The sequence below is a fragment of the Vulcanococcus sp. Clear-D1 genome (assembly GCF_014654725.1).
Lineage (GTDB): Bacteria > Cyanobacteriota > Cyanobacteriia > PCC-6307 > Cyanobiaceae > Vulcanococcus.
In genome coordinates this window covers 19107-42404 of the sequence record NZ_JACVZV010000013.1, presented here as the reverse complement: position 1 = coordinate 42404, position 23298 = coordinate 19107, and the positions used below count along the sequence as shown (strand labels likewise).

The following is a 23298-nucleotide window of genomic DNA, read 5'->3' as shown; positions in this document are numbered from 1 at the left end:
AGCGGCCACCACCACGGGCCTTCGCCGATCAACTCTCTTCAGCCTCCGGCTCCACCGCCCGACGGGTGATCTCCACCCGCTCGATGCGCGGGCCATCCATGGCCATGATCAAAAACTGATGGCCCTTCCAGCGCAGGCTCTCGCCGGGGGCGGGGATGTGCTGCAACCGCTCCAGCAGAAAGCCGGCCAGGGTGTGGTGCTCATCGGATTCGGGCAGCTGCAGGCCCAGTTCACGGTTGAGCTCGTAGATCTCCAGGTCGCCCGCCACCAGCCAGCTGTGCTCCTGCAGCTGCTTGAGATCGTCTTCCGGGTTTTCGGGGTCTTCCTCATCGCCCACGATTTCGCTGGTGAGATCGGAGATCGTCACCAGGCCTTCGGTGCCGCCGTGCTCATCCACCACCACCAGCAGCGGCTCGCCGCTGCGGATCACCGGTAGCAGCTCCGCCAGGGGGGTGGTTTCCTGCACCTTCGTCACGGGGGTCACATAGGGCGCCAGGGGTGAATCGCTGCGCAACAGTCCCTTCGCGATCGGTTCGGCCAGGCGGCGCAGGTCGAGCAGGCCACGCACGTCGTCGAGGGAGCTGCCGATCACGGGGAAGCGGGCGTGGTGGGTGCTGTGCACCGCCTCCATCAGCTCCGCGAAGCGCACCTCCAGCGGCAGGGTGACCATCCCGGAGCGAGGCACCATGACCTCACGCACCTGGGTGTCGCGCAGGGAGAACAGGCCCTCGAGCATGTCGCGCTCATCGGGCATCAATCCGATCACGCTGTTGGATTCGATCAGGGTTTCCAGCTCCCCGGCGGAGAGAGCCGGCACCAGCTCATCCCAGTTGCGCGGCAGCCCCAGCAGGCGCAGCAAGCCGTTGCCCAGCCGCTCCAGCACGACAAGCAAGGGGCCGAGGCTGCGCATCACCGCCTCGAGCACCGGCGCCAGCCGCAGGGCGGAAGCTTCCGGGCGGTGCAGCACCCAGGCCTTGGGCACCAGTCCACCAAGCAGCGTGGCCAGCACTACCAAAACCAGAAACAGAAGCCCATCGAGCCAGGCCTGGCCTAGCCAGGTGCCGGCAGGCCCGGAACCCCAGCGCTCCGCCAGGCCCCGCCCCGTCCAACCCAGAGCCAGCAGGGCCAGGGTCATGCCCAACTGGGTGGTGACCAGGGCCCGCCGCAGGCGGCGCTGCAGACGCGCCACCGCCGTGGCGCCCCGCTCGCCATCCGCCTCGAGCAGCTGCACCCGGGTGGGGCGCAGCCGAATCAACGCAAATTCCGAGGCAGCGAAGAAGGCCAGCAGGAGCAGCAGGGCCGCCGGTGCCAGGAATCGCATCGGGTTCAGATGGGGGTCGCGAGGATCGAACTCGCCTAAGGCGGATTATGAGTCCGCTGCATTCACCAGATTGCTAGACCCCCGTGCGGCAAGCCGCAGGGCGTGTCTACCACAGGCCCCGGATCACCCGCGAGCCGGGTTGCGGCCAGCTGGGCGGTGCGCTCTGGGCATTGCAGCTGCCCTGGGAGAGGCCCTGGCAAAAGCCGTTGTTGACATCGGCGGTGCGCCACGGCATCGGATTGCTCTGCTGCTCCAGCAACACCTGATAGGTGTTTTCCAGCGCCGAGCCATCCCACACGATTGTCTGGTCAGGGAAGCCGAAGCCCATCACCTTGGTGCCATCGCCGCCGCCCATGGCGATCCCGAGGATGTCGGTGATCTGGTGGGTGATGTCGATGCCGCGGGCGTAGGGGGAGGTGTAGCTGTAGAAGCGGCGCTCCACCAGCTGCGGCGTGGTAACAACGGGGCCACAACGCGTGACCTCCGCCGGGCCCGAGCCAGCCAGCGGTGCTTCAAGGGTGGTGGTGCACACCACAGGGCCCGCCGCGGCGGGCCGTGGGCCGGGGCCGAGCGCCAGCAGGGCTGGAGCCAGCAGCAGCCCAGGCGCCAGCGCCGTACGCACCGAACAACGCCAGCCCATCAATCGCCCGCGACACACGCTGGGCGCAAACTAGACAGCTCAACCGCCTGATGCCAGAGGCATGACCCAGCTGCCAACCCTTCCCCAGGCCAGCGCTGAGCAACGTCAGCTGCTGCTGCGTCTTCTGGCGGAGCGGGCATACCGGCACGGCAGCTTCACGCTGGCATCGGGCCGCACCAGCAATCACTACGTGAACTGCAAGCCGGTGAGCCTCAGCGGTGAAGGGCTGGCACTGCTGTCAGCCCAGATGCTCGAACTGGTGGAACCCGAGGCCGTCGCGGTGGCCGGCCTCACCCTCGGTGCGGATCCACTGGTGAGCGGCGTGGCGGTGGCCGCAGCCCTGAGCGGCCGCGCCCTCGACGCGCTGATCGTGCGCAAGGAAGCGAAGGGCCATGGCACCGGTGCCTGGCTCGAGGGCCCCCTGCCTGAGCCCGGCAGCTGCATCACCGTGCTGGAAGACGTGGTGACCACCGGCGGCTCCTCGCTCAAGGCGGTGAATCAACTGCGGGAGGCGGGCTACACGGTGAATCGGGTGGTAACGATCGTGGATCGCCAGGAAGGCGGGCTGGACGCCATGACCGCTGCCGGTTTGGAGCTGCAGAGCCTGTTTCTACTGGAAGAGGTGGCCGCCGTATCCGCCGCGAGCCGCTCATGAGCCTCACCGGCCCGGCCCGCTGGAGCACCCCGATCAGCCGCATCCGGCTGGAGGGAGCGGATGCGCGCCGCTTTCTGCATGGACAGAGCAGTCAGGCCATCGAGCTGGCCTCCAGCGGAGCCTGTCTGCCCACCTGTCTGATCAGCCCCACCGGCCGCATGCGCGCTCTGGCGCTGGTGCGGCCAGACGACAGCGGCGCTGACCTGCTGGTGATCGCCGGCGAGGGTGCAGCGGTGCATCAGGCCCTCGATCGGGTGCTGTTCCCGGCCGATCGGGTGAAGCTCGGCCCCGTGGAAGCCGCCACGCTGGTGCGCTGGGTCGGGGCGACTGCGAGCGAGAACGCCCTGCAGATGCTCAACCCTGGCGTGGATCTGGGGGCGGGCGCGGCGCAACCGGCCTGGCTGCAGCAACCGGGGGAGCCCTTGCCCGCCTGGCTGGAGGCCCTGCCCGAGCTGAGCGAGGAAGCGGCGGAGCAGCTGCGCCTGCGCCAGGGCTTCCCGTCCGCACCCGGCGAACTCAACGACAGCACCAATCCCTTCGAGCTCGGGCTCGCGCCCTGGGTGAGCCTCAACAAGGGCTGCTACGTGGGCCAGGAAACCCTGGCGAAACTGGCCACCTACGACGGAGTGAAACAACAGCTGCGCCACTGGCGCGGCGGAGCGGCCGGCTCCTGCAGCCCCGGAACCACCTTGTTCACGGCCGCCGGTGAGCGGGCCGGGGTGATCACCTCAGCCTTGGCCGGGGCCGATGCCCCGGAGGGTCTGGCCCTGGTGCGCCGCAGCGCGCTGGACGCGGAGGCGCTATTTCCCGCCGGCGCTGACGGCACAGCCAGCGCAGACATGGTGCTGCAGATCAGCGTGCCGACAGGCTTCGTGGCGCCTCCCGTCGGTACGGGCGGCCTCAGCTGAAGCTCAGGGCGGCGGCGCGTCGTCCTGCTCCAACAGCCAGTGGGCCACCGCCCAGGTGGCCAGGGCATCGTCGTGGTTGTAGCGGAAGATCCGGCGCAGGTTTTGGCGGGAGCCGCGGCCCTCAGGGCCGTCGCCGCCCAGACGCCAGCGCCGCCACCACAGCAAGGCCCGTGCCCCATCCACTCCCTGCTGGCGCCAGCGGAAGCCCAGCCAGCTGGCGGTGGCCTTGAGGCCGTAGCTGTTGGTGGGCATCCACCAATGGCGCCGCAGCCGCAGGTGCACGTCAAGCATCCGGCTGCGCAGCTGAGCGATCTGGCGCTCCTTGGCCCCCTGGCGCTGAGCCAGTCGCACTAACGCGAGCAGCTCGGTTTCGCCGTAATGGAGCACGGGCCAATCGGGATAGGCACCCAGCAGGCGCTGCAACCGCTGCCAGAGCCGCGCTTCGCCGTGCTCCTGCAGCGCCAGCAGGGGGTGATACGGCGCCGCCGCGGCCGCTGCAGCGATGGGCCAGCGCCCGTCGCGATCCCGCGGTAAGCGAACAAAACCGTGCAAAAAATCGTCGCGGGCGTCGGGATCGGATTCGATGTCGTAGATCAGCACTCCTGGCGCCGCGGCCAACTCCGGAAGGGATGCGCTGGGATCCCGCCGCAGCGGCACGCCGTCTCGCTGCACCCGCGCCTGCGTCACCAGCTGACCGGCCACCTCAGCGTGCTGCTCGCCGTGCACCAGCAAGGCCTCAGCCAGTTGTTCAGGCTCAGCGGCCGCCAGATGCTCGAGCCGATCCACCCCCAGCTCCAGCAACATCTCGCGCCGCTTGGCGCCGATGCCGCTCACCTCGCTGAGATGCCCCTCGGCGGCAGCCACCTGATCACAGGCGCCGCGCCAGCTGCAGAGCACGCATTTCTTGCGGTCGGCCACCAGCGGCGGCGGGGCGGAGCGAGCCAGATCACCCGCCAGGCGCTCCAGCGCCTCATCGAGCTGGCGAGGCAGGCTGCCCGTGAGGTTCAGGGTTTCCTTCTCAAGACCGCGGCCCGCGCCGTTGAGCACCAAGCCATTCGCCACCGGCGCCTGTTGCTCTCCCGCCAGCAACCGACCCCACAGAGCCAGCACCACCCGGTGCTCGCGCGTGGTGCGGCGGCCCTGGCGAAACATCACCGGCCGGTAGGCATGGGTACCCCAACGGCTGCTCCCTTGAACCCGCTGCAGCAAAGGGGGGTGTGCCTCCACCGCGAGCCCGCCCACCTGGCCCCGCAGACGCAAACCCACCACAGCTGGCGCTCCGGCGGATGCCGCCGCCTCGCCGCGCTGGGGCTTCTGCGGGAAGAGCGTGGAAAAACTGCGGCGCTGCTCATCGAGCTGCAACTCGCGATGAGCCGTCCACAGCCGTTGATCCGGGTTGCCGAACTGATCCAGCCAGGCGCGGCGCTTGCAGCGCAGCCAGCTGCGCAACAGCCGGTCGTTGAGCGGGATCTCAGTGGGCACGGGCTTCACGCTAGGTGGCCGTCTGGCCTGCCGGCACCCGCGCGCCCGCAGGGGGGCAGGCCGGCTGCTAGCACCACCGGTATCGCCCTGTGCCTCTGCCCCGATGGCTGCGTCCGCGCCCCTGCCCCTGGAGGCCAGCCCGATCGCCTTCGGCACCGATGGCTGGCGCGGGATCCTCGGGGTGGACATCACGGTGGAGCGCTTGCTGCCAGTGGCGGCAGCCGCCGCGCGCGAGCTGGAGTTTTCCGCACCGGAGGGCCTGAACAGCCGCGAGATCGTGATCGGCTACGACCGCCGTTTCCTGGCTCCGGAACTGGCCGAAGCCATTTGCAGCGCCGTGCGCGGCGCCGATCTGGTGCCTGTGCTGGCCGAAGCGCCGATCCCCACCCCCGCCGCCAGTTGGGCGGTGGTGGAGCGCCGAGCCCTGGGGGCGCTGGTGATCACCGCCAGCCACAACCCGCCGGAATGGCTGGGCCTGAAGATCAAAGGTCCCTTCGGCGGCTCGGTGGAGGGTGACTTCACCAAGCGGGTAGAAACGCGGCTTGAGGCCGGCAGCATCACGGTGCCGATCCCCGGCGACACGCTGCGCTTCGATGCCATGGGTACCTACCTGGCGGGCCTGAAGAGCAAGGTGGATACAGCCGCCCTGAGCGAAGGGCTGCAGCGACTGGGCCTGCAGGTGATCGTGGATCCCATGCACGGCTCCGCCGCCGGTGGCCTCAGCCGACTGCTGGAGGGCGCCGCCGCCAGCGACCACCTACGTGAGATCCGCTCCAACCGCGATCCCCTGTTCGGCGGTAATCCCCCAGAACCCTTGGCTCCTTACCTGCAGGAGCTGATCGCTGAGGTGCGCGCCTCCACCCTGGCCGGGCGGCCGGCGGTTGGCATCGTGTTCGATGGCGATGGCGATCGCATCGCCGCGGTGGATGAGCACGGCCGCTTCTGCAGCACCCAGCTGCTGATGCCCCTGTTCATCGACCACCTGGCCCGCGCCAAGGGTCTGCCGGGCAGCGTGATCAAAACGGTGAGCGGCTCCGATCTGATGCAGCTGGTGGCCGAGGGCCTCGGCCGTCTGGTGATCGAAAAGGCCGTGGGCTTCAAATACATAGCCGCCGAGATGCTGGCCAGCGAGGTGCTGGTGGGCGGCGAGGAATCAGGCGGTGTGGGCTTCGGCGGCCACCTGCCCGAACGCGATGCGCTCTACGCGGCGCTGCTGCTGATCGAGGCGCTGGTGGAAGGCGGCAAACCACTGGGCGAGCGGGTGAGCGAGCTCCAGCAGCGCTCCGGTGGCGCCGCCGCCTACGACCGCCTCGATCTACGCCTGCGCGACATGGCCACACGCCAACGGCTGGAGCAGTTCCTCACCTCCACACCACCCACTGAGGTAGCTGGTGCGGCCGTGCAAGAGGTGATCAGCACCGATGGCGTGAAGCTGCGCTTAGGCCCCAGCCATTGGCTGATGCTGCGCTTCTCCGGAACCGAACCCTTGCTGCGCCTCTACTGCGAAGCCCCCAGCGACGCCCGCGTGGCTGAGGTGCTCAGCTGGGCCCGCGAACTGGCGGAGGGGATCTGATGACCACCCTGGTAATCGCCAGCGGCAACGCCGGCAAAGTGCGCGAGTTCGGGCGACTCCTGGCTGATCTCGGCCTCGAGACCCAGCCGCAGCCTGAGGGACTGGAGGTGGAGGAAACCGGCACCAGCTTCGCCGAGAACGCCCGCCTCAAAGCGGAAGCTGTGGCCCTCGCCACCGGCTGCTGGGCCCTGGCTGACGATTCCGGCCTCAGCGTGGAGGCCCTTGGCGGTGCCCCAGGCGTGCACTCCGCCCGGTATGCCGAGACAGACGCCGCTCGGATCGATCGCCTACTGCAGGAGCTGGCCGCCGCCGGAGCCCAGACCCCTGAAGCCCGCAGGGCTTACTTCACCGCCGCCCTGGCCCTCGCCAACCCGGAGGGGGAGGTGGTGCTGGAAGTGGAGGGCATCTGCCCCGGTGCGATCCTCGAGGCGCCCCGCGGCGAGGGCGGCTTCGGCTACGACCCGGTGTTCTTCGTGCCGGAAGCCGGCCTCACGTTTGCCGAGATGCCCCACAGCCAGAAGGCTGAACTCGGACATCGGGGCCGGGCCTTTGCCGCCTTGAAACCGCTACTGCGCGCGGCTCTAGCTCAAGACAAGCAGTAGTCCAACCCCAGACTCACGCTGCTCTGTGGCGCCCGAGCTTCATCGGGATTGAAGCTATTCCGCGCTGCCATCGCGTAGGGCATCGGACGGATCGAACCGCCGCCGCGTTGGTCGATGCGCAGGAGCTGAACCCGCCGCAGACCCAGCGCATCAGCCGTGGCCTGCGCCTGCCGCTGGCCGTCCGCCAGCGCCTCCCGCAGCAGCCGAGTGCGCAGCTGGGCTTCACTGCCAGTGGCCGCTTCCGCCGTGAAGCCACGCAGGTTCAAGCCGGGCAACCGGCCGGCTACCTGGATCAGGGAGTTGTAATTCGCCTTGCTCACCGTGCCCGACACCGTGGTGGTGGCCCGCTCACGCACCGGCCCCGCGCTACCGCCACCGCTGGGATAGGTGGACGGCGCCGGAATCGTGAGCTTCCCACTGGCCAGGGGCGTCACCGCCTTGCGCACCTCTGCCAGGCGGGCATTCAGCTGATCGAGCGCCGCGGCCTTGGTGGGGGCTTCGGCCTCGAGGCCCAGGTTAAAGCTGAAGCGATCAAAGGCGGCACTGCCCTGCTCCTGCTCCTGCAGTTGGAGCAGGGTGCCGTTGCAGCTGAGTGGCTGCGCCTGAACCGGCACCGCCAGCGGCAGGGCACTCAGAGCAACAGCAGCGAACCGGAGCGAAACCACGGGTGTCTGGGCATCTCCCTTGTGTCTAAGGGCAGCCCTGCGGAGCCATGCGACCGGTCTTGCAGCGATCTGCAACCAGATGCAACTGAACAAGCCCCAACAAGGCTTCAGGGCACGCCCAGATCACCGACTGACGGCCGCCATTCCTGCAGCCGCCATTCCACGCCGCCACTGCGCACCATCGGGTCTTGCAGCACCAGGGCTTCCGCCTCGGCGTAGTCGGCAGCCTGCAGCAGCAGCAGACCTCCCCCACCAGGCCGCCCAGCCCCGTCCACCAAATAGCCGCTGCTGAGCACGGTCCCAGCCTCACGCAACTGCTCCACCCAGGCGCGATGCGCCTGCAGGTGGGGCTTCATCTGCGCATAGGAACGCAGGAAGGTTTCCTGCTTCACAAACCAGGGCATCAAGCCGATGCAGGCGCCCAGCTGCCATGCAGGCCGTGGGGCACCGCCAGGGGCAGTTCCAGCACGGCCACTTCCGCCATCGACGCTGCATCGAGAATCACCAGATCGCTGGCGCAGCGGGCGCCGTTCCACACCAGGCAGAGCACCCAGCCGTCGTCTTCTGCCGTGGCACCAGGGCGGGGCACCATCACCGGCTCACTCACAAACCCGCGCGGTGCTGCGCTCCACACCCGGCCGTCCCCGGTGCGGAGATCGAGCTTCTTGATCGCCTGCAGCGGATCGTTACCCCGCTCGCGCTCGGCCACAGCCATCCAGCTCACGTGAGCATCCAAGCCCTGCCGAGCGGGGTTCACCATCGCAAATTCGCAGGTGCGCTCCTCAAGCAGCTCGCTCGTGACGCTGCCATCGGTGAGGTTGATGCGGCAGCGCACCAGCTGGCCTTCGGGGATGCTCTCGAAATCCACCTGGCGGAAATCCACGTCGGGCCCGATCGAGGGGAAATCGGCGTAGTAGATCGAATCCACCACCAGTTCATCGCCCTCTTCAAACGCATTGAGGTGGTGGAACACAAAGCCTTCCGGCGCGGCGATCTGGAGCGGCTCACGGCCCGCGGCGCTGCCGGAACTGCGGGGGATCAACCAGAACTGACCGTGCTCTCCCGGCTTGGAGCTCAGGCACTGCGCTGCACCCTTCTGGCCCAGCACGAAGCCGGTGGGATTGAAGGCCACGGCGTTCTGGAGGAACACCGCCCAGTTGGGGGTGATGGCGAAATCGTGCAGGAAGGCGAAACCCTTGAAGCTGTGCTTGCTGTCGGCCAGCAGCGTGCCCGCGCTGGAAAACTCCATCAGCCGGATCGTGCTGCGCGGGCCCGCCTTCACGCCGAAGGTCACCATGCGGGGCTCGCCGTGATGGCCGGGATCGAAGCGGGGGTGGGCGCTGAAGGCCTCGCCCTTTTTCAACAAGCCATCCAGGCGGCTGAGGCCGCGGGTTTCCAGGGTGTCGGGGTCGAGGGCGTGGGGCTCAGCCGCCTCCCACAGCGCCAGGAGCTGATCACCGAGGCACACCACATGGGTGTTGGCGATGTTCTTGAGCCGCAGGTCGAAGGCATTGGCGGCGATGCCTCCGGGTTTCTGGGTGCCGAACACACCGCGGTAGAGGAATTTGTCTGCCGCTTCCTCCGCCTGCCAACCCTCCGTGCGCACAAAACGGTTGCGCAGCTCCGCCTGGCCGCCCGCGAAGCGCAGGGCGGTGATCATGCCGTCGCCATCAAAGGGGTGATGCACCCAATGGCCGCCGCGCTCCAGCCTGCCGGGGCCATTGCGATAGAGCGTGCCCTCGAGCTCCGGCGGGATCGTGCCGCGTGCCGCGGTGAGCGCGACGCCATCGAGCTCCACGCCCACATTGCGAAAGGCGCTGGCCCAATCAGCGCGGTCGTAGGCGGGAGCGGCAGCGGGGGCAGCGGTCATCAGGGCGGCGGCAGGCGCATTTCCCCATCATCGCGTAACGGAGTGTTAAGGCATCGCTCCAGGTCGGGGGCGGGGGCGAAGCAACTGTCCAGGAGTGGGCCCACAACCCGCGGCATCTGGGCCCACTCGCAGACACATCCCCAGACAGGTCCGCCTGCACTGCCCTCAACTGGCGCCCAGAGCGGGCCGGATCAGGCCCCGGCCCGCTCCAGCACCCCTTTGCTGCTGGGCACCGCCCCGGCACGGCGCGAATCCACCTCGGTGGCCTGGCGCAACGCCCGCGCAAAGGCCTTGAAGCAAGCCTCCACGATGTGGTGCGAATTCACCCCATCCAACTGGCGGACGTGCAGGGTGAGGCCGGAGTTGTTCACCACGGCCACGAAAAACTCCTTCACCAGTTCGGTGTCGTAGCTACCGATCTTCTGGGCGGGGATCTGCAGGCCGAAGCTCAGGTGCGGCCGGCCGCTGCAATCGAGGGCCACCTGCACCAGCGCTTCATCGAGGGGGGCCAGAAAGTGTCCGAAGCGGTGAATGCCGCGCCGATCCCCCAGCGCCTGGGCCAGGGCCTGACCCAAGGCGATACCAACATCTTCATTGGTGTGGTGATCGTCGATGTGGGTGTCGCCCACCGCCTTGATCTCCAGATCAATCAGCCCGTGGCTGCTGATCTGATGGAGCATGTGATCAAGGAACGGCACGCCGGTGCTCACTTGGCAGCTGCCACTGCCATCGAGCCCCAGGCTCACATGCACATCGGTCTCGCCAGTAACGCGGTGGATCGTGCCGGTGCGCATGGATCAGAGGCTCGCGATACTTCGATCATGCCGAAACATCCGACCTGCCGCCGTCAGGTCCAGAGAGTGGCGCGCTCATCCTCAGGCGGCACCGCCAGGGGATGGGACGCCCCCAGCAAGCCTTTTGTGATCGTGGCGCAGAGGCGATTCATCGGCAGCGCGAACACCGGCCCGAAGAAAGGGGCTTCTATGTAGGCACCGAGCCGTTCGGCTGTGATGAACGCGGCCATCACCAGATAGCCCACTAGCGCCCCCCAGGGCTCATGGGAGGCATCCATCCGGATGTACACCAGAAAGCCGAACACCCACACACTCACGCGGATAAAGGCATCGTAGGAAGCGGGAAACGGCTGATTGCGCACCTTTTCACAGCCACCGATCGCATTGCACAGCTCATCCAGCACCCGCAGCAGCTGCATCCGCCCGAACTCGCTGATCCGTCCCTCTCGGCAGAGCGCCTCCACCGCCAGCGACTGCTCCACCAGCAACGCCTGCGTGGTGGCCACTTCGCCGGACCCCAATGAGCGCGATAGCTGGTCCAACGCTAGGACCGCGTAGGGCTGCGGCCGATCCCGCAATTCATTGTTGAGGGACCACATCAGCAACACCTGCCGCTGCAGCAGCGGCCCAGTGATCGCCCGCGCCGCTTCGGTATCACCCAGCAGACTGTAAAGATTGTCCCGCCAGTTGCGACTGTGGTTGATCAGCGCACCCCAGAGCGAGCGCGCCTCCCACCAGCGTGAATAGGCCTGACTGTTGCGGAAGCTGGTGAAGATCGAAACCGCGATGCCCAGCATTGGCAGCAGGATCTCCGGCGCTACATGGGCAGAGATCGTTTTGTTGATATTGATTGTGCACAAGCACAACAACAGAGCAACACCGAGATCATCCCACAGCGATCGGCCCACATAGAGAGCCACCTTGAGATCACCGAAGCGGCCAACCTGGCGCAGCATTCAGGCCGAAAAGCTCACGTAAATCTATCTGAGACATGCATCAGGCCTCTGCGTCTTGGCCCGATGGATCACGACGCGTTCCGCTCACAGATCCAGCCGAGGCCCTATCGATCCTCCGCGACCTTCCAGAGCGGCCGCTCACATTCCAGTGATGCAGTAGCCCGCATCAACATAGATCACCTGGCCGGTTATGCCGCTCGAGAGGGGGCTGGCGAGGAAGGCCGCGGTGCCGCCCACTTCGTCTTGGGTCACGGTGCGGTGCAGCGGGGCCTTTTCCTCCACGTTGTGGATCATGTCGAGGATGCCACCGATGGCAGAGCTGGCCAGGGTGCGGATCGGGCCAGCGCTGATGGCATTCACGCGCACCTGTTTCTCGGCGCCCAGCTCAGCGGCCAGATAACGCACGGAGGCCTCCAGGGCCGCCTTCGCCACGCCCATCACGTTGTAGTTGGGGATGGCGCGCTCAGCCCCGAGGTAGCTGAGGGTGATCACGCTGGCGCCCTCGTTAAACAGGGGCTTGGCGTAGCGGCAGAGAGGCGCCAACGAGTAGGCGCTCACCTCGAGCGCGCGGCCAAAGCCTTCCGGGGAAATATTCGAGTAATCGCCCACCAGCTCGTCTTTGCCGGCATAGGCCAGGCAGTGCACGAGCACATCGATGGAGCCCCACTGCTCCTTCACCCGGTTGAACACGGCCTCGATCTGAGCCGGGTCCTGCACGTTGAGGGGCTCGAACAGGGTGGGTGCCAGGGGAGCGGTGAGGTCGCGCACCTTGCCTTCGAAGCGGCCCTTCTCATCGGGGAGATAGGTCACCCCCAGCTCAGCGCCGGCGGCATGCAGCTGCTGGGCGATGCCCCAGGCAATCGACTTGTTGTTAGCGATGCCGGTGACGAGGGCCTTCTTGCCGCGCAGGTCGAGGAGCATGGATCGGGCGCTTGCGATCGGGGGATTCTCCCCCAGCCACGGCCACCGGCCCCAAGCGGCAGTATCGGCGCATGGATTGCTCCACCCCGTGGCCACCGATTCCCTTAGCGGCGCACCGCTCAGCTGGCCTGAGCAGCCAGGCGAGCTGCCGCGCCAGTTCGAGAGCCGCCAGGCGCTGGAGGCCGAGCTGCAACACCTCTTCCCAGAAGCCGAAGGCAGCCTCAGCCCGATCCGCGGCGGCCGCCACCAGGCCGAAGCGCTGCTGGGCCGCATCCAGCCGGCCCGCTACGCCAAGGGACGCAACTTCCTTGATGGCCCGGTGACCCGCCTGTCGCCCTACATCCGCCATGGGGCACTGAGCCTGGCGGAGGTGCGCGATGCCGTGTTCGCCCGGCTGCAGGCCCCGGGCGGCGGTGGCCGGCCAGCCGGTGAAAAGCTGATCAATGAGCTCGGCTGGCGCGACTACTGGCAACGCCTCTGGCAGCAGCTCGGAGGCGGCATCTGGCGCGATCAAGAAGAGCTCAAAACCGGCCACCACCCCGGCACCTACAGCTCTGAGCTCCCGGCCGACGTGGCCGAGGGCCGCACCGGCCTGGCCTGCATGGATGGCTTCATCGCTGAGCTGCACACCAGCGGCTGGCTGCACAACCACGCCCGCATGTGGCTGGCGGCCTACCTGGTGCACTGGCGGCGGGTCCGCTGGCAGGCCGGGGCCCAATGGTTCCTGCGCCACCTGCTCGATGGCGATCCAGCCAGCAACAACCTGAGCTGGCAGTGGGTGGCCAGCAGCTTCAGCCACAAGCCCTACTTCTTCAATCGAGGCAACCTCGAGCGCTACAGCGGCGGCAGCTTCTGCCGGAGCTGCCGCCTGAGCGAACAGGGCTGCCCGTTCGATGCCAGCTACGAGCAGCTGGAGGCCGAACTCTTCCAACCACTACCCAGCCTCCGCAGCGTGGATGCGGGCCGCCGCGAACGCTCCAGCCCGCGGTCATCCGGCCCCTCCGCCGCCCTGAGTCGTCCCACCCGCCGCCACTGAGCAGAGCCAACCCGATGGAACGCCCCATCCTCTGGATTCACGGCGAGGCCCTCGGCCCCGCCAATCCCGCCCTGCAGGCCCACCCCGACCGGCCAGCGGTGTTCGTGTTCGACGCGGAACTCCTGGCGGGCCGCAGCCCCACCACCGGCGATCCCGCCGGCGGGGCGCCCCAAGCGGTGAGCCTCAAGCGGATCGGCTTCCTCTACGAATGCCTACTGGAGCTGCCCGTGAGCTTGCGCCACGGGGATGTGGCGGCCGAGGTGCTCGCCTTCGCCCGCGCCCATGGGGCCGATGGCATCGTCACCAGCGCCGGCACCGACCCTCGGGTGGAGGCGATTGGGAAGGCCCTTGAGCAGGAGCTGCCTGTGGAGGTTCTGGAGCCTGAGCCGTTCGTACAGCTGGATGGACGGGTGGATCTGGGGCGCTTCAGCCGCTACTGGCGCCGCGCCGAACGGGAGGTGTGGGCCAACTGGAGCCCGCAGCAGTAGGGCTGCCGCAGCTCAGGAAGCCGGTGGAGCCCCGTTCATCAGCTCCTCTTCCTGCTGGCGCACCTCATAGGGGGAGGGCAGCAGGTCTTGCTCTTCCACCAGGGGGAAGGTCTGCACCTTCACATCGGCGGGCTTGCGAGGCGGTTCGCTCCACTGCCACTGGGCCTTGGGAGCACGGGCTTTGCACAAGGCCTCCAACTCGCTCTTCAGCATCCGCTGCACGTCTTTGCGGGACACGGCCTCAAAAAATTCAGCGCGGGTGGCCAAGCCAGAGCTGAAGGGAGCGCTGCCGTTGCCGTTGAACAGCCGCGCCGGATCCACCAACCAGCGCGGCCGGCACACACCCTGCTGGCTGGTGTCGGTTTCCAGCCAGATGTGCAGGCCATAGCCGTCGGGCTGGCTCACCACCGCCAGGCCGTCGTGGGGCTGGTTGCGCTGCAGGGGATAGAGCGCCCAGCTGGCGCTGCGATGGGCCGGCACACAGCCCACCAAGGCGGCAGCAAGCAGAAGGCCACTCCAGCAGCGAGGGCGATGCAGCGCAGATCGAAGCAAGGCCAGCCGAGACACAATCGGCGCATCCTGCCCCAACTCCGCCAGAGCCGCCGCCATGGTGTTGACCCCCTCCACGATGCTGCCGCTCGGCACAGCGCTGCCCGCCTTCACCCTCGAGCAGATCTGGGGCGGCCAGGGACCCGTGGGCAGCGGCGACAGCGGTGAACCCTGGAGCACCAACACGCTCACGGCCCAGCCGGTGCTGGTGCTGTTTCTCTGCGCCCACTGCCCCTTCGTGAAGCACATCGAGCCGGAACTCAGTCGGCTGGAGCGCGATTACGGCAGCCAAATCCAGATCGTGGCCATCTCCAGCAACAGCACACTCACCCACCCCCAGGACGGACCCGAGGGTCTGCGGGAGCAGGCCCAACGGAACGGCTGGCGCTTCCCCTATTTGTTTGATGCCAGCCAGGCCGTGGCAAAGGCCTTCCACGCCGCCTGCACCCCAGACCTCTACTTGTTTGATGGCGCCCATCACCTCGCCTACCGCGGCCAACTGGATGACAGCCGCCCCGGCAACGCCGAACCGCTAGATGGCCGCACGCTGCGCGCTGCCCTCGATGCTCTCCTGGCCGGCCAGCCCATCAGCGCCGAACAGCAACCCTCGATCGGATGCAACATCAAGTGGCATCCCGAGGGGGCTTGAGGATCGGGGATCCGAACAGGCGTCTTAAGGTTGCCTTCATGCAGGTGCCCCCTTTCAGCCTCACCGAGCAGCTCGATGCGCTGGGCGAGCAGCTTGATGCCGCCGTTCTGCAGGTGTTACGCAGCGGCCAATACATCGGTGGTGGCGTGATCGCCGCCTTCGAACAAGCCTTTGCCAAAGCGGTGGGCACCTCCCACGCCGTGGGCTGCAACAGCGGCACCGATGCCCTGATCCTGGCGCTGCGCGGCCTGGGCGTTGGGCCGGGCGATGAGGTGATCACCTGCTCGTTCAGCTTCTTCGCCACCGCCGAAGCGATCAGCGCCGTTGGCGCCACGCCGGTGTTTGTGGATGTGGAGGAGAGCTCCTACCTGATCAACCTCGAGCAGCTCGAGGCCGCGATCACCCCCGCCACCAAGGTGCTGCTGCCGGTGCACCTGTTCGGCCGTCCGGTGGACATGAAGCGCGTCTGCGCCATCGCCGCGCGCCATGGCCTCAAGGTGGTGGAAGACTGCGCCCAGGCCAGCGGCGCCAGCTGGGCCGGCAAGCCCGTGGGCAGCTGGGGTGATGTGGGCTGCTTCAGCTTCTTCCCCACCAAAAACCTGGGCGGCGCCGGCGATGGCGGCGCCGTCACCTGCCACGACGACGCCCTGGCCCAGCGCATGCGCGAGTTGGCCGTGCACGGCATGCCTCGCCGCTATCTGCACACCGAGCTCGGCTACAACAGCCGCCTTGATGCCATCCAGGCCGCGGTGCTCAACGTGAAGCTGCCGCACCTGGAGCGCTGGATCGATCTGCGCCGCAGCATCGCCACCCGCTACCGCAGCCAACTCACCGAGGCCGGCACGATCCAGCTGCCGGAAGCCGGACCCGACGGCCACAGCTGGAACCAGTTCGTGGTGCGCGTGCCCGCCTGCACCCCCACCCCCGCCTGCAACCAGAGCTGCACGCCGTCTTCAGACAGCGCCAGCTTCGGCCTGCCAGAAGCCTGCTGCCGCGACTGGCTCAAGCACCAGCTCCAGGAAGCCGGCGTGACCACGATCATTTACTACCCGATTCCGATCCACCGCCAGCCCGCCTACGCCCACCTGGGCTATGAGCCCGGCTCCCTGCCGGTGACCGAGCGGCTCTGCGCGGAAGTGCTCAGCCTCCCAATCTTCCCGGAGCTGAGCAGCGTGCAGCAGCAACAGGTGATCGAGGTGCTGCAGAGCCTCTGCGGAGCCGCGGCCAACCGCGACACCGCGGCAGCCGTTGCGGCCTGATCAGGCGTTGCCCGGCTTGGGCAAGGCGGCGTAAAGAGCCTTGAAGCGGGCTTGTTGGTTCTTGTGGCTCACCAGTTGCCCTGGATAGCCGCGCCGCTCCATCGGAGCGATCTCGCCGCTGAGCAGATCCTTGGTGTTCACATGGCGCAGCTCCGGCAACCACTGGCGGATGTAGGCGCCAGTGGGATCGAACTTGCTGGCCTGGGTGGCGGGATTGAAGATGCGCAGCGGCTTGGGATCCATGCCGCTGCTGGCGCTCCACTGCCAGCCGCCGTTGTTGGCTGCTAAATCCCCGTCCACGAGGCGCTGCATGAAGGCAGTTTCGCCCCAGCGCCAATCACAGATCAGATCCTTCACCAGATAGGAGGCCACGATCATGCGGCAGCGGTTATGCATCCAGCCGCTCTCGTTGAGCTGGCGCATCGCCGCATCAATGATCGGCATCCCGGTGAGGCCTTCACACCAGGCCTCGTAGCGGCCCTGGTGGTTGTCCCAGGGGAAGTGCTTCCACTGCGGCCGGTAGGGCCCCTCCGCCAGTTCGGGGAAATGGAACAGCGCCTGTTGATAAAACTCGCGCCAGGCCAGTTCCTGCTCCCACACGCCGATCGAGGTGATCGCTTCTTCCGCACCACCTAAGGCTTCCGCCACCCGGCGGGCCTGCTGCGCTGCGGCCCAGGCCTGACGCGGGCTAAGGGTGCCGAATTTAAGCGCCGCACTCAAGCCCGAGGTGCCGGCCTCCCCCGGCATGTTGCGGCCCGGTTCGTAGCCGAACAACGGAATGCGCCTGCTCGATACACCGCCTCCATCACAGAACGCTTGCAGCTGCGCCAAAGCGGCGGCCTCTCCAGGCCGGCACGGGCACAAGTCCACCCCCTCAAATGATTGGTCCAGCTCCTCCAGCGTGGGAAGGCTGTCGCGCAGTGGCAGCTGGGCCCACAGCGCCGCACGCGGTTCCGGCAGGGCCGCTGGATCCAGATCCACAAGGCCAGCCGGTGCTGCCACGGGGTCCACGCCACCGCTGAGAGCGGAGCCCGCCGCGGCCTTGCGTTCCAGCTGGCCGCGCCAATTGCGCAGGAAGGGGCCATACACGCGATAGGGATCACCGCCGCCGGTTTTCAGCGCCTCCGGCGCCACCAGCAGCTGATCCCAATCCACGAGCACCTTGCGGCCGGCCGCCTGCAACGCCGCCGCCACGCGCCGGTCGCGGGCACGGCCGTAGGGCTCCACGTCCCGGTTCCAGGCCACAACCGGCGCCGCCAAGGCTTCCGCCAACTGGGGCAGCACCTGCTCCGGATCCCCTTCGAGCACCAACAGCCGGCTGCCCGCCTCATGCCAGCGCTGCTGCAGCTCCTTCAGGCTCTCGAGCAGGAACCACACCCGCGCCGGCGCCATATCCGGGGCGCCGAGGATGGCGGGATCGAGCACGAACACCCCGGTCACCGCAGGGGTGGCAGCAGCGGCCGTAGCCAGGCCCAGGTTGTCGGCCAGACGCAGATCGCGCCGATGCCAGAACAGCCAACGTTCCGCGCTCATGCCAAGCCGAGCAGCTGCTTGGCCCGGAACCAAGCCGTGATGCTTTTGCCGTCGAGGTACTCATCGCCGCTGGCGATGGCGGCATCGAGTTCGGCCGGTGTCATCAACACCACCTCGAGATCTTCATCGTCGTCGCCGGCGGGGCGCTCGCTCAGCTCGCTGAGATCCCGGGCCAAAAAGAGGTGTATCACCTCATCGGAATAGCCCGGGCAGGGCAGCATCGCGCCAAGCGCATCCCAGCGGCTGGCGCTGTAGCCCGCTTCCTCCTGAAGCTCACGCTGCATCGTCGACAGCGGCGTCTCGCCGGGATCCAGGGTGCCGGCGGGGAACTCCAGGAGGCGCGTGGCCACGGCAAAGCGGTACTGGCGCAGCACCACCACCCGGCCGTCAGCAAGCACTGGCACCGCCAGAGAGGCACCGGGGTGCTTGATCACACCGAAGCTGCCCTCCACCCCCATCGGCAACTGCACCCGGTTGATCTCGAAGCGCAGCTTGCGGGCATCCAGGCTGGCGATGGTTTCCAGATGGCGCGCAGGTTCCGGGGCGGGCAATGGCGCCATGGCAGCAGCAGAAGCGAGGCGTGGTTGAGCCAGCTTCGCAGGGGCAGCTGAGCAGCGGCGGGGAACACTGCCGTTAACGGCGAGCGGAGGCAACAACGTCGTCGGCCATCGCTCTCCATGGGTGGGACCACATCCCCCCAAACATGGTCCCACCCATGGACACACGACAAACCCCACACCAAGCACCATGAACGCTCCCACTCAGCGGATCAACGCCCATGCCGCGCGGCAAGGCCTGGCAGAGCTGATGGATCGCGCTCACGCCGGTGAGCAATTCGTCCTCACGAAATACGGCGAGCCCTGGGCTCAGCTCCTTCCACTTCCCCGGCAAGCGCAAACACCGCAACGGCAACCAGGCCGCTTGCGGCAGCTCGGTCCCCTGCAGGATCCGCGCATCCTGTTCCGGCGATGAAGCTCCTGCTCGATAGCCACGTCCTGCTGTGGTGGTGGTGCTGCCCTGGACTGCTCTCGTCAAAGGTGCAGGCGTTGTTGCAAGCACCGGATCAGCCGGTTGTGGTGAGTGCAGCTTCCCTTTGGGAACTCAGCCTGGCTGTTGAGGACGGGAAGCTGCCAGAGCTTGCTCCCGTGGTCTGGGAGCTCCCACAACTGGTGCTGGATGAGGGTTTTGCACTCCTGGCCATCAACGCGCAACACAGCCTGCTGGCGGGTCAATGGCACGCGCGCAGCAAGCGCCCACAACCGGATGCTGTCGACCGATTCCTACTGGCCCAGGCGCAGAGCGAAGACCTGAGTCTGGTCAGCTGCGATCTGGCCCTTCGTGGCCACGGCGTACCGGTGGTCTGGTGATGACGTGGCTAGTTGGCTTGATGATCCTTGGTGGCACTAGATCCCGCCAGCCAGCCGTGCGATTGGGGCAGGAGTGGGCGAGGTGGGCGCTCCTGGGTGGCCTCCATCAATGCTGTTAAAGGCGGGTAGCCCCTTGGTGCCTGGAACGGCGACCTGCGCTCGATCGCCAGCAGGGGCGCCAACACGAAGGCGCGCTGGTGCCAGCGGGGATGCGGAAGCTGGAGTGCAGGCTCCTCAATCGTCAGATCACCCCACCAGAGCAGGTCGAGGTCCAGGCTGCGCGGGCCCCAGTGCTCCAGCCGTTGCCGGCCAAAAACCAGCTCCAGCTGCTGCAACCCATGCAGGAGCTCCAGGGCTGCGCTGTGGCTCGGCGTCCGCGACACCTCAACCACCACCGCCGCGTTGATGTAATCCGGCTGACCGGGCGGACCTCCCACCGGAGCGCTGCGAACCAGCGGCGACCAGTGCAGAACGCAGGGCTCAGCCGCCCAGATGTGCAGCAGGCTTTCCAGGCGTGGGCGCACAGCCACCAGGGTTTCGCAGGGCCCACCGGCCGCGCTGGGCAGATTGGCCCCGAGACCAATCGCCAGGGCTGAACCCGTGCTGCAGGTGGGCTCCATCACGTTGGCGATCCCGGCAGCCAGAGCCACCACGGCGATGCCTGCAAGGCCTGATGCCAACCCGGTGGCCCCGCCTGACCCTCGCGGGTGACCACAGCCACCACGCCGTAGCGCCCCGCCAAATCCAGAAACAACCACTGATGAGGCTGGGTCTGATTCAGATACCAATCGCCCGGCAACCAGGTGGACTGAAGGCGCTGCAGCGCCAGCGGGAGCTTGTCGGCTTCGTTGGTATCGAAACAGTCGGCGAACAGCACCACCAGCGACACAGCCGCCAGCAGCAACAGCCCCTGGCGAATTCGGCGACGGCAACACGCGCGGCCGACCTGATCAGAGAGACTTGTCGCCACCAATCGGTGCATTGCGCCCGCCCATGCTTGCAAGCGCCCGTCCTGAGGCTGCCAACGACGCCGCTCAACGGGCCTTCCCGCTGGCGGCCATCACCGGCCACGGCACCCTGAAGCTGGCGCTGCTGTTGGCGGCTGTGGATCCAGGCCTTGGCGGCGTGGTGATCGCCGGCGGCCGCGGCACCGGTAAATCCGTTTTGGCGCGGGGGTTGCACGCCCTGCTCCCTCCGATCGATGTGCTCGATCTGGGCACGGCACCCGCCGGCCAGCCCACCCCGGCGGCCCTCAACATCGACCCGCAACGCCCCGACGACTGGGACGAGCCCACCCGCCGCCGCCTCACCGAACTCGGCGCCGATCCGAGCGGCAACGATGCAGCCGCGCTGCTGCCCACCAAGGTGATTCCGGCACCGTTTGTGCAGGTACCCCTGGGGATCACCGAAGACCGCCTTGTTGGGTCGGTGGATGTGACGGCCTCCCTGGCCAGCGGCCAGGCCGTGTTCCAACCGGGCCTGCTGGCCGAAGCGCACCGGGGTGTGCTCTATGTGGACGAGCTCAACCTGCTCGACGACAACATCACCAACCTGCTGCTGGCAGCGGTGAGCAGCGGCGAGAACCGGATCGAACGGGAAGGCCTGAGCCTCAGCCATCCCTGCCGCTGCCTGCTGATCGCCACTTACAACCCCGAAGAGGGAGCGGTGCGCGATCACCTGCTCGATCGCTTCGCGATCGCTCTCTCGGCCAACCAGGTGCTGGAGCTGGATCAGCGTGTGGAGATCGCCCGCAGCGCCATCGGCCACGCCGAATCCACCCAAGCCTTCGCCGCCCGCTTCCAGGAGGACACCGACGCCCTGGCCACCCAGCTGCTGCTGGCCCGCCAGTGGCTGCCCGATGTGCAGATCACGCGCGAACAAATCGCTTACCTGGTGAACGAGGCCCTGCGCGGTGGCGTGGAGGGCCATCGCAGCGAGCTCTATGCCGTGCGCGTCGCCCGCGCCCATGCGGCTCTGAGCGGCCGCGACCGGGTGGAAGCGGAGGACCTGCAGGTGGCGGTGCGCCTGGTGATCGCCCCCCGCGCCCTGCAGTTGCCGCCGCCGGATCCTGATCAGCCGATGGAGCCCCCGCCGCCGCCCCCGCCGCAGGGCGAGCAGCCGCCGGAGGAGCCCGAGCAACCGGAGAACGAGCAGGAGCCCGACGAGCCCGAAGACGACAACAACGACGACGAGAACACACCCGAAGATCAGGCTCCCCCCTCAATCCCGGAGGAATTCCTGCTGGATCCCGAGGCCACAGCCATCGATCCCGATCTGCTGCTGTTCAACGCCGGTAAGGCCAAAAGCGGCGGCAGCGGCAGCCGGGCCGTGGTGTTCAGCGATTCGCGCGGCCGCTATGTGAAGCCGATGCTGCCCCGCGGCCCTGTGAAGCGGATCGCCGTGGATGCCACCCTGCGGGCCGCCGCGCCGTATCAGAAAACCCGCCGCGAACGGGAGCCTCACCGAAAGGTGGTGGTGGAAGACGGTGATCTGCGGGCGAAACAGCTGCAGCGCAAAGCAGGAGCCCTGGTGATCTTCCTGGTGGATGCCAGCGGTTCGATGGCGCTGAACCGCATGCAAAGTGCCAAGGGTGCCGTGATCCGCCTGCTCACCGAGGCCTACGAAAACCGCGATGAAGTGGCCCTGATCCCCTTCCGCGGCGAAGCGGCCGAGGTGTTGCTGCCGCCCACCCGCTCGATCACCGCGGCGCGCCGGCGCCTGGAATCGATGCCCTGCGGGGGCGGTTCGCCGCTGGCCCACGGCCTCTCCCAGGCCGCCCGCGTGGGTGCCAACGCCCTGGCCACCGGCGATCTCGGCCAGGTGGTGGTGGTGGCGATCACCGATGGCCGCGGCAATGTGCCGCTGGGCCGCTCCCTCGGCCAGCCCGAACTAGAGGGTGAAGAACCCGTGGATCTGAAGGAGGAGGTGAAGCAGGTGGCGAGCCGCTACCGCGCCCTCGGCATCAAGCTGCTGGTGATCGACACCGAGCGCAAATTCATCGGGAGCGGCATGGGTAAAGACCTCGCCGATGCCGCGGGCGGCAAATACGTGCAGCTGCCCAAGGCGAGCGATCAGGCGATCGCTGCAATCGCGATGGAGGCGATCAGCGGGGTTTAGCGGTTCCGCTCTGGGCCGGTTTCTCTTTGCTGGAGCCGGTCTGGGCCGGGTAGAGCTCATCGAAGAACTTGCCCAGGCCAATGCCCACACTGCGCAGGCCATCCATGAAGCGCTTATCCGCGGTGAGTTTCTCTACATCACCGCCCACCTCGTTCCAGCGGGCGGTGAGCTTCTCGGCGTTGGCCACCGTGCCCTGAAGCTCCGACACCGTTTTGGGGTTGTCCAGCGCGCGGGTGATGTTGCGCACGTTGGCCGTGGCGGCGTTGAGGTTGTCGATCGTGGGCTGAGCGCTCTTCACCGCCGCCTCCAGATCCTTGATCAGCTGCTGACCGTCCTCCATGAACTTGGTGGCTTCCTTGGCCGTCATGTCGAAACTGCGGGTGGTCTTCACCAGTTCCGGCACGAGGTTCTCGCGTTCCACCTGCTCCAGCAGTTTCTGCATGGTCACGGTGAGGCTGGAGATGCTCGCCGCGTTCACGCCGTTGAGGGTGGCGCCCGCACACACCATGAGGCTGCGGTTGCAATTGTCCGCCGTGGGGCCTGGTGTACCCTCCGGCAGCGGACGGCTGGGGGCAATCAACGCCACAACAGCATCACCCCCTAAGAGAGAAGCTTCCTGAACCTGCGCCACCAGCGGCAAGGGCAGTTGCAGGGATGGATCATCGATTTCCAGCTCCGCCACCACGGCAGCAGAGGTGGTGGTGAGCTTGTTCACGTTGCCCACAAGCACACCCCGGTAGGTCACGGCTGAACGCTCCGCCAAACCGGAGGCATCAGCGAAATTCACCTGAAAACGCCAGGTGCGGCTCGCCAGCGACACCCCTCGCAACCACAACCAGAACAAACCCGTTCCGGCCAAGGCCGCAATCAAGGTGAAGCCCACCATGGCTTCTCGCACACTGCGGCGCATGGA

The 23298-nt window shown here is 67.5% G+C and carries 26 protein-coding genes and 1 tRNA gene; 11 read left to right on the top strand and 16 right to left on the bottom strand.

Annotated elements, in window-relative coordinates; all coding sequences use genetic code 11:
- Nucleotides 1-28: 28 nt before the first annotated feature.
- From H9532_RS04060 to H9532_RS04050, 3 genes are all read right to left on the bottom strand, one after another.
- A complete protein-coding gene (locus tag H9532_RS04060; protein WP_296365967.1) occupies nt 29-1321 on the bottom strand; it encodes a hemolysin family protein in 1293 nt (430 codons plus the stop codon).
- Nucleotides 1322-1331: 10 nt separating this feature from the next.
- Nucleotides 1332-1404, bottom strand: a tRNA-Ile gene (locus tag H9532_RS04055).
- Between the two features lie 23 nt (nt 1405-1427).
- Nucleotides 1428-1961 (bottom strand): Occludin/ELL family protein, encoded by a 534-nt coding sequence (locus tag H9532_RS04050; RefSeq protein WP_296365966.1) that lies wholly within the window; start codon nt 1959-1961, stop codon nt 1428-1430.
- A 61-nt stretch (nt 1962-2022) separates the two neighbouring features.
- Here H9532_RS04050 and pyrE point away from each other — a divergent pair, with 61 nt between their 5' ends.
- Both pyrE and H9532_RS04040 read left to right on the top strand, forming a co-directional pair.
- Nucleotides 2023-2616: an orotate phosphoribosyltransferase gene (gene pyrE, locus H9532_RS04045; protein ID WP_296365965.1), complete on the top strand. Its 594-nt coding sequence runs from the start codon at nt 2023-2025 to the stop codon at nt 2614-2616.
- Entirely contained in the window at nt 2613-3524 is a 912-nt protein-coding gene (locus tag H9532_RS04040) for an aminomethyltransferase (RefSeq protein WP_296365964.1), read from the top strand. Before pyrE ends, H9532_RS04040 begins: the two co-directional genes overlap by 4 nt.
- A gap of 3 nt (nt 3525-3527) precedes the next feature.
- Here H9532_RS04040 and H9532_RS04035 read toward each other — a convergent pair whose 3' ends face one another.
- On the bottom strand, nt 3528-5006 hold the full coding sequence (locus H9532_RS04035) for a TM0106 family RecB-like putative nuclease (RefSeq protein WP_296365963.1): 1479 nt from the start codon (nt 5004-5006) through the stop codon (nt 3528-3530).
- Nucleotides 5007-5109: 103 nt separating this feature from the next.
- Here H9532_RS04035 and H9532_RS04030 point away from each other — a divergent pair, with 103 nt between their 5' ends.
- Nucleotides 5110-6579: a phosphoglucomutase/phosphomannomutase family protein gene (locus H9532_RS04030; RefSeq protein WP_296365962.1), complete on the top strand. Its 1470-nt coding sequence runs from the start codon at nt 5110-5112 to the stop codon at nt 6577-6579.
- The gene (gene rdgB, locus H9532_RS04025; protein WP_296365961.1) at nt 6579-7181 is read left to right on the top strand and encodes an RdgB/HAM1 family non-canonical purine NTP pyrophosphatase; all 603 of its coding nucleotides are present in this window, start codon (nt 6579-6581) and stop codon (nt 7179-7181) included. The genes H9532_RS04030 and rdgB overlap by 1 nt, the downstream gene beginning before the upstream one ends.
- On the opposite strand, the gene H9532_RS04020 is transcribed toward rdgB, so the two are convergent.
- From H9532_RS04020 to fabI, 6 genes are all read right to left on the bottom strand, one after another.
- Nucleotides 7166-7846: an SIMPL domain-containing protein gene (locus H9532_RS04020; protein WP_296365960.1), complete on the bottom strand. Its 681-nt coding sequence runs from the start codon at nt 7844-7846 to the stop codon at nt 7166-7168. The two genes, rdgB and H9532_RS04020, sit on opposite strands and share 16 nt — an antisense overlap.
- 107 nt (nt 7847-7953) lie before the next feature.
- Complete coding sequence (locus H9532_RS04015) at nt 7954-8250, bottom strand: YciI family protein (protein ID WP_296365959.1); 297 nt, start codon at nt 8248-8250, stop codon at nt 7954-7956.
- Nucleotides 8250-9716: a carotenoid oxygenase family protein gene (locus H9532_RS04010; protein ID WP_296365958.1), complete on the bottom strand. Its 1467-nt coding sequence runs from the start codon at nt 9714-9716 to the stop codon at nt 8250-8252. Before H9532_RS04010 ends, H9532_RS04015 begins: the two co-directional genes overlap by 1 nt.
- Before the next feature lie 191 nt (nt 9717-9907).
- On the bottom strand, nt 9908-10510 hold the full coding sequence (gene hisB / locus H9532_RS04005) for an imidazoleglycerol-phosphate dehydratase HisB (protein WP_296365957.1): 603 nt from the start codon (nt 10508-10510) through the stop codon (nt 9908-9910).
- Between the two features lie 53 nt (nt 10511-10563).
- Complete coding sequence (locus H9532_RS04000) at nt 10564-11466, bottom strand: bestrophin family ion channel (protein WP_296365956.1); 903 nt, start codon at nt 11464-11466, stop codon at nt 10564-10566.
- Between the two features lie 138 nt (nt 11467-11604).
- Entirely contained in the window at nt 11605-12387 is a 783-nt protein-coding gene (gene fabI, locus H9532_RS03995) for an enoyl-ACP reductase FabI (RefSeq protein ID WP_296365955.1), read from the bottom strand.
- Here fabI and H9532_RS03990 point away from each other — a divergent pair.
- Entirely contained in the window at nt 12386-13423 is a 1038-nt protein-coding gene (locus H9532_RS03990; RefSeq protein WP_296365954.1) for an FAD-binding domain-containing protein, read from the top strand. The two genes, fabI and H9532_RS03990, sit on opposite strands and share 2 nt — an antisense overlap.
- Before the next feature lie 14 nt (nt 13424-13437).
- Nucleotides 13438-13911 (top strand): hypothetical protein, encoded by a 474-nt coding sequence (locus H9532_RS03985; RefSeq protein WP_296365953.1) that lies wholly within the window; start codon nt 13438-13440, stop codon nt 13909-13911.
- A 12-nt stretch (nt 13912-13923) separates the two neighbouring features.
- Here H9532_RS03985 and H9532_RS03980 read toward each other — a convergent pair whose 3' ends face one another.
- The gene (locus tag H9532_RS03980) at nt 13924-14520 is read right to left on the bottom strand and encodes a hypothetical protein (protein WP_296365952.1); all 597 of its coding nucleotides are present in this window, start codon (nt 14518-14520) and stop codon (nt 13924-13926) included.
- Here H9532_RS03980 and H9532_RS03975 point away from each other — a divergent pair.
- Both H9532_RS03975 and H9532_RS03970 read left to right on the top strand, forming a co-directional pair.
- Nucleotides 14519-15109, top strand: a complete 591-nt coding sequence (locus H9532_RS03975) for a thioredoxin family protein (RefSeq protein ID WP_296365951.1) — start codon at nt 14519-14521, stop codon at nt 15107-15109. The two genes, H9532_RS03980 and H9532_RS03975, sit on opposite strands and share 2 nt — an antisense overlap.
- Before the next feature lie 38 nt (nt 15110-15147).
- Nucleotides 15148-16368: a DegT/DnrJ/EryC1/StrS family aminotransferase gene (locus H9532_RS03970; protein ID WP_296365950.1), complete on the top strand. Its 1221-nt coding sequence runs from the start codon at nt 15148-15150 to the stop codon at nt 16366-16368.
- Here H9532_RS03970 and H9532_RS03965 read toward each other — a convergent pair whose 3' ends face one another.
- Together H9532_RS03965 and H9532_RS03960 are read right to left on the bottom strand one after the other, a co-directional pair.
- The gene (locus H9532_RS03965) at nt 16369-17901 is read right to left on the bottom strand and encodes an FAD-binding domain-containing protein (protein WP_296365949.1); all 1533 of its coding nucleotides are present in this window, start codon (nt 17899-17901) and stop codon (nt 16369-16371) included.
- Complete coding sequence (locus H9532_RS03960) at nt 17898-18461, bottom strand: NUDIX hydrolase (RefSeq protein ID WP_296365948.1); 564 nt, start codon at nt 18459-18461, stop codon at nt 17898-17900. Before H9532_RS03960 ends, H9532_RS03965 begins: the two co-directional genes overlap by 4 nt.
- A gap of 187 nt (nt 18462-18648) precedes the next feature.
- On the opposite strand from H9532_RS03960, the gene H9532_RS03955 reads away from it, so the two are divergent.
- Nucleotides 18649-18873: a type II toxin-antitoxin system prevent-host-death family antitoxin gene (locus H9532_RS03955; RefSeq protein WP_296365947.1), complete on the top strand. Its 225-nt coding sequence runs from the start codon at nt 18649-18651 to the stop codon at nt 18871-18873.
- Nucleotides 18870-19268 carry a type II toxin-antitoxin system VapC family toxin gene (locus tag H9532_RS03950; protein ID WP_296365946.1) on the top strand — a complete coding sequence of 133 codons (399 nt, stop codon included), beginning with the start codon at nt 18870-18872 and terminating at the stop codon, nt 19266-19268. Before H9532_RS03955 ends, H9532_RS03950 begins: the two co-directional genes overlap by 4 nt.
- 8 nt (nt 19269-19276) lie before the next feature.
- On the opposite strand, the gene folK is transcribed toward H9532_RS03950, so the two are convergent.
- Complete coding sequence (folK, locus tag H9532_RS03945) at nt 19277-19948, bottom strand: 2-amino-4-hydroxy-6-hydroxymethyldihydropteridine diphosphokinase (protein ID WP_296365945.1); 672 nt, start codon at nt 19946-19948, stop codon at nt 19277-19279.
- On the bottom strand, nt 19888-20238 hold the full coding sequence (locus tag H9532_RS03940; protein ID WP_296365944.1) for a hypothetical protein: 351 nt from the start codon (nt 20236-20238) through the stop codon (nt 19888-19890). The genes folK and H9532_RS03940 overlap by 61 nt, the downstream gene beginning before the upstream one ends.
- A 23-nt stretch (nt 20239-20261) precedes the next feature.
- On the opposite strand from H9532_RS03940, the gene bchD reads away from it, so the two are divergent.
- Nucleotides 20262-22385 carry a magnesium chelatase ATPase subunit D gene (gene bchD, locus H9532_RS03935; RefSeq protein ID WP_296365943.1) on the top strand — a complete coding sequence of 708 codons (2124 nt, stop codon included), beginning with the start codon at nt 20262-20264 and terminating at the stop codon, nt 22383-22385.
- Here bchD and H9532_RS03930 read toward each other — a convergent pair.
- Entirely contained in the window at nt 22372-23295 is a 924-nt protein-coding gene (locus tag H9532_RS03930) for an MlaD family protein (RefSeq protein ID WP_296365942.1), read from the bottom strand. The two genes, bchD and H9532_RS03930, sit on opposite strands and share 14 nt — an antisense overlap.
- Between the last annotated feature and the right edge of the window lie 3 nt (nt 23296-23298).